General features: G+C 72.3%; 7 protein-coding genes, 1 pseudogene and 1 riboswitch. Of the genes and pseudogenes, 6 read left to right on the forward strand and 2 right to left on the reverse strand.

Annotated elements, in window-relative coordinates; translation table 11 throughout:
• Positions 1-169, reverse strand: a pseudogene (locus tag ASJ79_RS14505) (acetyl-CoA C-acyltransferase); the annotation flags it as partial.
• A 108-nt stretch (positions 170-277) separates the two neighbouring features.
• Between ASJ79_RS14505 and ASJ79_RS14510 the strand changes: the two are divergent.
• From ASJ79_RS14510 to bluB, 5 genes are read left to right on the forward strand one after another with little or no spacing between them, the layout of a single operon-like run.
• Positions 278-1174 (forward strand): nitrite reductase, encoded by an 897-nt coding sequence (locus ASJ79_RS14510; protein ID WP_067956285.1) that lies wholly within the window; start codon positions 278-280, stop codon positions 1172-1174.
• Entirely contained in the window at positions 1171-1851 is a 681-nt protein-coding gene (locus tag ASJ79_RS14515; protein ID WP_067956287.1) for a precorrin-8X methylmutase, read from the forward strand. Before ASJ79_RS14510 ends, ASJ79_RS14515 begins: the two co-directional genes overlap by 4 nt.
• Positions 1848-3377 carry a precorrin-2 C(20)-methyltransferase gene (locus ASJ79_RS14520; RefSeq protein ID WP_067956294.1) on the forward strand — a complete coding sequence of 510 codons (1530 nt, stop codon included), beginning with the start codon at positions 1848-1850 and terminating at the stop codon, positions 3375-3377. Before ASJ79_RS14515 ends, ASJ79_RS14520 begins: the two co-directional genes overlap by 4 nt.
• The gene (gene cobM, locus ASJ79_RS14525) at positions 3377-4165 is read left to right on the forward strand and encodes a precorrin-4 C(11)-methyltransferase (protein WP_067956298.1); all 789 of its coding nucleotides are present in this window, start codon (positions 3377-3379) and stop codon (positions 4163-4165) included. Before ASJ79_RS14520 ends, cobM begins: the two co-directional genes overlap by 1 nt.
• Positions 4162-4812 (forward strand): 5,6-dimethylbenzimidazole synthase, encoded by a 651-nt coding sequence (gene bluB / locus ASJ79_RS14530; protein ID WP_067956296.1) that lies wholly within the window; start codon positions 4162-4164, stop codon positions 4810-4812. The genes cobM and bluB overlap by 4 nt, the downstream gene beginning before the upstream one ends.
• 19 nt (positions 4813-4831) lie before the next feature.
• Here bluB and cbiE read toward each other — a convergent pair whose 3' ends face one another.
• Positions 4832-6058, reverse strand: a complete 1227-nt coding sequence (cbiE, locus tag ASJ79_RS14535; RefSeq protein ID WP_231750848.1) for a precorrin-6y C5,15-methyltransferase (decarboxylating) subunit CbiE — start codon at positions 6056-6058, stop codon at positions 4832-4834.
• 48 nt (positions 6059-6106) lie between these two features.
• A riboswitch (cobalamin riboswitch) is annotated at positions 6107-6256 on the forward strand.
• A 26-nt stretch (positions 6257-6282) separates the two neighbouring features.
• On the opposite strand from cbiE, the gene ASJ79_RS14540 reads away from it, so the two are divergent.
• Positions 6283-7316, forward strand: a 1034-nt coding sequence (locus ASJ79_RS14540) for an ATP-binding protein (RefSeq protein ID WP_156448449.1), incomplete at its 3' end; no start/stop codon positions are given.

Genomic DNA, 7316 nt, shown 5'->3' on the forward strand with positions numbered 1-7316 from the left:
GCACCTGACCCATGATCACGTACTCCACCGCCGAAGCCGCCACACCAGCCTTCTCCAGCGCACCCTTGATCGCGATCGCCCCCAGGTCGCTGCCCGAGAAGTCCTTGAGTGAACCGGAGAGCTTCCCGATCGGGGTGCGAGCTCCGGCCACGATGACCGATGTGGGCATGACGACCTCCATATTGTTCTATGTAGTGGCGGCGCGATCGTGGTTGACCATAGCGTGGTTCTACCATAGGTAGAGTGCGGTGATCTGCGCAACAGAGTGGGAGTCAACATGGGCGGTGACACGTCGGTCCGGCGGACCCGGGCCGATCAGTGCCCCGGGGTGCTGCGGCCGTGGATCGCCGAGGACGGGCTGCTCGTGCGCCTGCGCCTGATCGGCGGGCGGCTGCCGCTGCCTGCGCTGCTGCGGTTGTCGCAGGTGAGCCGGCAGTTCGCCGACGGGCGGATTCACCTGACGAAGCGGGCGAACCTTCAGTTGCGCGGCCTGCCGGGTGACCGGGAGCTGTCGCCCGCGGTGGTGGCCGCGCTCGAGTCGACCGGCCTGCTGCCGACCCGGACACACGAACGGGTCCGCAACATCCTCGTCTCGCCGCAGACCGGAGTCGCGGGTGGGCGAGCCGACCTGCGCCCACTGGCTCGGTGTCTGGATGCGGCATTGTGCGCCGATCCGGATCTGGCCCGCCTTCCCGGCCGTTTCCTGTTCACCCTCGACGACGGTCGCGGCGACCTGCTCGACCGGCTCACCGGCTCCGGGCGCCGCGGCACGGATCTCGGGCTCGTGGTGCTGACGAGCCAGGATGTGCAGCTCCGGATCGGCGATCACTGGGGTGAAGTGGTGCGACTCGACGAGGCCGCGTTGCACCTGGTCGGTCTCGCCGCCGCGTTCCTCGACGAACGCGGCACCGGGGCGACCGCGCCGTGGCATCTGCGGGAGCTGAGTGCCCCGCTGCGCGCCCCGCAGCCCGCGGACCCCCGGATGCCGGCTCCGGCCAAGCCGTTGGATCATGGTGCCGTCGCCGGCGGCACCCATGTCCGGGTACCCGGCGGTGTGCTGACCTCCGATCAGGTCCACTCGCTGGTCGAACAAGCCGGCTCACCCGACGCCCACCTCGTCGTGACCCCCTGGCACGGCATCTTCATCCCGAGCATTCAGGAGGCAACACCATGACCGGCCCGCACACCCGCGAGATGACGCGCCCGACGAAACGCTATGAGTACATCGACGACGGCCCGGCGATCTACGTGGACTCCTTCGCCACCATCCGTCGCGAGGCCGACCTGTCGGCCGTACCCGCCGACGCCGAGAAACTGGCGGTGCGGATGATCCACGGCACCGGCCAGACCGATCTGGTGAAGGACCTCGTCATCCACCCGGATCTCGTGCGCGCCGCCAGGTCCGCGCTGAACGGCGGTGCGCCCATCCTGTGCGACGCGCGCATGGTGGCCACCGGGGTCACCGCCGGACGCCTCCCGGCAGCCAACGACGTCCACTGCTTCCTGCACGACCCGCGGGTCCCCGACCTGGCCCGCGCCTGGGGTACCACCCGCACGGCGGCGGCCGTCTCGCTGTGGGAGCCGCTGCTCGACGGTGCCGTCGTCGCGATCGGCAACGCGCCGACCGCGCTGTTCCACCTGCTGGAGATGCTCGTCGACGGCGCGCCGCGTCCTGCCGCCGTCATCGGGTGCCCCGTCGGGTTCATCGGCGCCGCCGAGTCGAAGGACGCCCTCGTCGCGTTCGCGAGCGACCACGGCATCGACATCCCCTACGTGACGATCCGCGGCCGGCGCGGTGGCTCTGCCATCACCTCCTCGGCCCTCAACGCACTGGCTTCGGAGGCGGAATGACCGGCGACACGACCCTCGGACGGTTCTACGGGGTGGGGCTGGGCCCCGGCGACCCGGAACTGATCACCCTCAAGGCGGCCCGGGTGATCGGCGCGGCCGATGTCGTCGCCTACCACGCCGGCGTCAACAAGCAGTCCTACGCGCGCACCATCGCCGCCGACCTCATCCCCGACGGCGTGCTCGAAGAAGAACTCCGTTACCCGGTGACCACGGGCAGTACCGACCACCCCGGCGGCTACGCCGGCGCGCTCGCCGACTTCTACGAAGAGTCGGCCGGCCGGATCGCGGCGCACCTCGACGCCGGCCGCACCGTGGCCCTGCTGGCCGAAGGCGACCCGCTGTTCTACGGCTCGTACATGTACATGCACGACCGCCTCAGCGGTCGCTATCCGACCGAGGTGATTCCGGGCCTGCCGGCCTTCGCGGCGGCCACCGCGGCCACCGCCTCACCACTGGTGCGGCAGACCGACGTGCTGACGGTGCTGCCCGGAACACTTCCGGAATCGGAGCTGGCGCGCCGACTGGCCGACACCGACGGCGCCATCATCATGAAGCTGGGGCGCACCTTCCCGGCGGTGCGCCGGGCGCTCGCCGCGTCCGGTCGCCTCGCCCACGCGCTCTACGTCGAACGGGCCAGCCACCCCCAGCAGCGGTGGATGCCGGTGGCCGACGTCGACGACACGTCGGTGCCCTACCTGTCCCTCATCGTGGTCAACGGTGACTCGCTCAACGGCCGCCGCACCCGCACACCGGGTGAGCAGCAACGGGTTCCGGTCTCGGCGCCCGCAAGGACCGCCGCCGAGCTCCTCGTCGTCGGCCTCGGCCCCGGCCCGGACGGCTGGCTGACCCCCGAGGCGGCGGCGGCCCTGGCCGAGGTCGGGCACGTGGTCGGGTACGGCCCCTACGTCGCCCGTGTCCCGCAGCGGGAAGGGTTGCAGCGCCACGCCTCCGGCAACACCGTCGAGGTCGACCGGGCCCGCTTCGCGCTCGACCTCGCCGCGCGCGGTGAGCGGGTGGCCGTCGTGTCCGGCGGAGACGCCGGCGTATTCGGAATGGCCGCAGCGGTTTTCGAGGCCGCCGAGGACGAGCGGTACGCCCACGTGCCGGTGCGGGTGCTGCCCGGGGTGTCGGCGGTTCAGGCCGTCGCCGCCCGCGCCGGGGCGCCGATCGGCGCCGACTTCGCCGTGGTCAGCCTGTCCGATCGGCTCAAGCCGTGGTCGGTGATCGAGACCCGGCTGCGGGCGATCGCGGAGGCCGACCTGGTGCTGGCCATCTACAACCCCGCGTCCCGGTCGCGGCCCGACCAGATCGCGGTGGCTCGCAAAGTCCTGCTCGAACACCGCGGCGCCGACACCGTCGTCGTCGTCGGGCGCGACGTCGGCCGGGCCGAGGAGTCGCTACACGTCACCACGCTCGGCGAGCTCGACACCGACACCATCGACATGAAGTGCCTGCTGCTCGTCGGTGCCGCCGCGACCCGGGTGACGCCGGCCGGGCGGGTGTGGACGCCGCGGTGGGTGCAGTGATGTCGGCGCCGACCACCGTGCAGTTCGTCGGCGCCGGTCCGGGCGCCGCGGACCTGCTCACGCTGCGCGCGGCCCGGCTGCTCGGCGACGCGGACGTGGTGCTCTACCCGGGCACGTATCTCGATCCGGCGGTACTCCAGAACTGTTCGCAGGGTGCCGATCTGGTCGACACCCAGAACCTCGATCTGGACGACATCGTGGCCCGCATCGTCGCCGCCGCACAGGCCGGCCGACGGGTGGTCCGCCTGGTGTCCGGCGATCCGACGATCTACAGCGCGGTGTCCGAACAGACCCGGCGCCTCGACGCGGCCGGCGTGCCCTGGTCGGTGACGCCGGGCGTCCCCGCCTATGCCGCGGCCGCGGCCCGGGTCGGCCGCGAGCTGACCGTGCCGCTGGTCGCCCAGTCGGTGGTGCTCACCAGGACCCAGCAGCGGTCGACGAAAATGCCGGAATCCGAATCGCTTTCGACGTTCGCCGCGACCCGCGCGACCCTGGTCCTGCATCTCGCGATCACCCGGATCCGTGTCCTGATGACCGAACTGGCACCGTCGTACGGACCGGACTGCCCCGTCGTGGTCGTCTACCGCGCATCGCAGCCGGAGGAACTCGTGCTGCGCGGCACCGTCTCCGACATCGCCGACCAGGTCGAGGCGGCCGACCTGCGCCAGGCCGCGGTGATCCTGGTCGGCCGTGCGCTGGCCGACCGGCCCGATGCGCGGGCCGGGGAGAGCTACCTCTACGACCCGGCGCGGGAACGCTCGGCCGAGCCGGCGGGTGGTCGCGGATGAGCGTCACCACGGCACGGGACCTGGCGGGCCTCTATGACGTCATCTACCGCCGCCGCGACACCCGCCGCGAGTTCACCGGGTCTCCGGTCGCGCCGGCGGTGCTGGAGCGGGTGCTGTCGGCCGCGCACGCCGCGCCGTCGGTGGGCATGTCGCAGCCGTGGGACTTCGTCCTGGTGCGCTCCCCCGACACGCTGACCGCGTTCCGCGACCACGTCGCCGCGGAGCGGGAGCTGTTCGCCGCGTCGCTGACCGGTGAGCGGGCCGACACGTTCTCCCGCATCAAGATCGAAGGCATCCTCGAGTCCGGGCTGGGCATCGTGGTCGGCTACGACCCCACCCGGGGCGGCCGCCAGATACTCGGCAGGCACGCGATCGACGACGCCGGGCTGTACTCGGTGGTGTGCGCGATCCAGAACCTGTGGCTCGCCGCGACCGCGGAGGGGCTCGGCGTCGGCTGGGTGTCGTTCTACCGGGAGGAGTTCCTGCGCTCGCTGGTGGGCATGCCCGAGCATGTGCGCCCGGTCGCCTGGCTGTGCGTCGGACACGTGGCCGATCTTCCCGACATCCCCGATCTCGAGTACCACGGGTGGCGCGACCGCGCTCCGCTGCACACCGTGGTGCACGAGGAGCGCTACACCGCGCGCTGACAGGGAGGCGACGATGACCTCACGCCCGGGTGAACGCCCACTGGGTGACCGCGCGGCCCGGTGTCCAACCGGTGAAGGACCCCACCGGGGCGGCCCGCTCGACGTGGATACGGGTGAGCTCGCCTCCGTGTTCGCGGTACGCCCCGGCCAGCAGCGCCTCGGTCTCGACGGTGACCCCGTGGACGACGAGCCGGCCGCCGGGCCGCAGCGCCCGCAGGCATTCCTCGAGCACCCCGGCACGGGTGGCGCCGCCGCCGATGAAGATCGCATCCGGCGCGGGCAGGCCGGTCAGCGCCTCGGGCGCGCCCGCATGCACGACGCGCAGCGCCGGTACGCCCAGCGCCTTTGCGTTACGGCCGATCCGGTCGGCGCGGGCAGCGTCGGCCTCGACGGCCACGGTGCGGCACGTCGGATGCGCGCGCATCCATTCGATCCCGACCGAACCGGCGCCGGCCCCGACATCCCACAGCAGCTGGCCGGGGGCGGGCATCAGCCGGGACAGCGCCGCGGCGCGCAGATCCCGTTTCGTCAGCTGACCGTCGTGCTCGAACACGTCGTCGGGCAGTCCGGCGGCCCAACCGGCCGTCAGCGGACCCGCCAGCTCCAGCGCCACCATGTTCAACCGTGGCGCGGCCCCGGCGAAGTCTCCGGCCGTGGTCTCGGTGCGCGTCTCGGTCTCGCCGCCGAGGTCACCGAGCACGACCATCCGGCTGGCGCCGTAGCCGGCCGCCACCAGCAGTGCCGCCAGCTGCGCCGGTGTCGACTCGTCGGAGGACAGCACCAGCACCCGGCGATTCGGTGCGAGTTCGCGCAGCACCGCGTGGACGTCGCGGCCGACCACGCTGACCACGGCGGTCGACTCCGCCGACCACCCGAGGCGGGCCCGGGCCAACGCCACCGACGACACCTGCGGGAGCACAGCCACCCGCTCGGCACCGAGCAGATCGACCAGCGTCGTGCCGATGCCGCTGACCATCGGATCCCCCGACGCGAGGGCCACCACCCGCCGGCCGCGGTATTCGTCGAGCACGGCCGGCAGGGCGTTCCGCAGCGGCGACGGCCAGGACACGCGCTGCTGCCCGGCCACGTCGGGGAGCAGGCCGAGCTGACGCGGGGCCCCGAGCACGATCTCGGCGCCCGACACCGCCGACCGGGCGGCCTCGGGGAGTCCGGCCCATCCGTCGGCGCCGATTCCGACCACGGTCAGCCGCACGTCGTTGATCCCGTCGCCGCTGACCTCCGACACGGCGGTGATGCTAGCGTGACAGGCGCGAGGTGCCCCGCGTGCCCCCGCGTCGGAAACGGCGTGGTCGGTGCCCGGGGAGAATCTGGGAAGTCCGGTGAGAGTCCGGCACAGGCCCGCTGCGGTGGTCCGAGCCTTTCCTGGCCTACAGGAGACGGGACTCGGCCAGTCCGAAGACCGGCCTCGCGTGCACCGACCCCGGTTCACGATCACGAGCGGAGCCTCTGATGCAACAGCTGTACCCCTTCTGTGCCGTTCTCGGCGCCGACCCCGACGCGCCCGAAGGGCTCGACGACATGGCGCTCGCGCTCGTACTGAGCGTCATCGCGCCCGGCATCGGCGGTGTGCTGGTGCGCGGCGAGAAAGGCACCGCCAAGTCGACGCTGGTGCGCGCGCTGACCGAGGTGCTGCCACACATCCAGGTCATCGCCGGCGACCGTTTCTCGACGGATCCGGCTGAGCGGCAACCACTTTCACCGGACGGGCCGTTCGGCGCGGACGCCGCGGTGGAAACCCGTCCGGTGCGGCTGGTTGAACTGCCCGTCGGCGCCACCGAGGACCGGGTCGCCGGCTCCATCCATCTCGAGCGGGCGCTGAGCGAGGGTGCGGTGCATTTCGAGCCGGGCCTGCTGGCCAAGGCGCACCGCGGCATCCTCTACGTCGACGAGGTCAACCTGCTGCACGACCATCTGGTCGACCTGCTGCTCGACGCCGCGGCGATGGGCCGGCTGACCGTGGAGCGCGACGGCATCTCGGTGACCCATGCGGCCCGGTTCGTCATCGTCGGGACGATGAACCCCGAGGAGGGCGAGCTGCGGCCCCAGCTGCTCGACCGCTTCGGGCTGACCGTCGAGGTCGCCGCGCCGCAGGACCCCGCCCAACGCGCCGAGGTGGTCCGCCGCCGGATCGACTTCGACACCGACCCCGAGCGGTTCCGCGCCCGCTACGCCGACGCCGAACAGCGGCTGCGCGACCGGATCGCTGCGGCACAGACACGTCTGCCCGAGGTGGCGCTAACCTCCGACGTGCTGCTGAAGATCGCCGAGATCTGCTCCGCGTTCGGTGTCGACGGGATGCGCGCCGACATCGTCACCGCCCGGACCGCGGCCGCGCACGCGGCGTGGCAGGGCCGCAACACCATCACCGCCGAGGCCAGACTCGGTGACCGCCGGCTACGCGAAGAGATCGACCGCGGCCTCAGTTACGGCCTGGAGGCCGCGCCGACCATCAACGACCGCACGATCTCGACGTTCGTGCGGGG

The organism is Mycobacterium sp. NAZ190054 (assembly GCF_001545925.1).
Taxonomy (GTDB): domain Bacteria; phylum Actinomycetota; class Actinomycetes; order Mycobacteriales; family Mycobacteriaceae; genus Mycobacterium.

Excerpts from the sequence above, each read along its gene's own strand:
- ASJ79_RS14520 (WP_067956294.1), top strand. The coding sequence starts at position 1,848 with ATGACCGGCGACACGACCCTCGGACGGTTCTACGGGGTGGGGCTGGGC.
- cobM (WP_067956298.1), top strand. The coding sequence starts at position 3,377 with ATGTCGGCGCCGACCACCGTGCAGTTCGTCGGCGCCGGTCCGGGCGCC.
- ASJ79_RS14515 (WP_067956287.1), top strand. The coding sequence starts at position 1,171 with ATGACCGGCCCGCACACCCGCGAGATGACGCGCCCGACGAAACGCTAT.
- bluB (WP_067956296.1), top strand. The coding sequence starts at position 4,162 with ATGAGCGTCACCACGGCACGGGACCTGGCGGGCCTCTATGACGTCATC.
- ASJ79_RS14510 (WP_067956285.1), top strand. The coding sequence starts at position 278 with ATGGGCGGTGACACGTCGGTCCGGCGGACCCGGGCCGATCAGTGCCCC.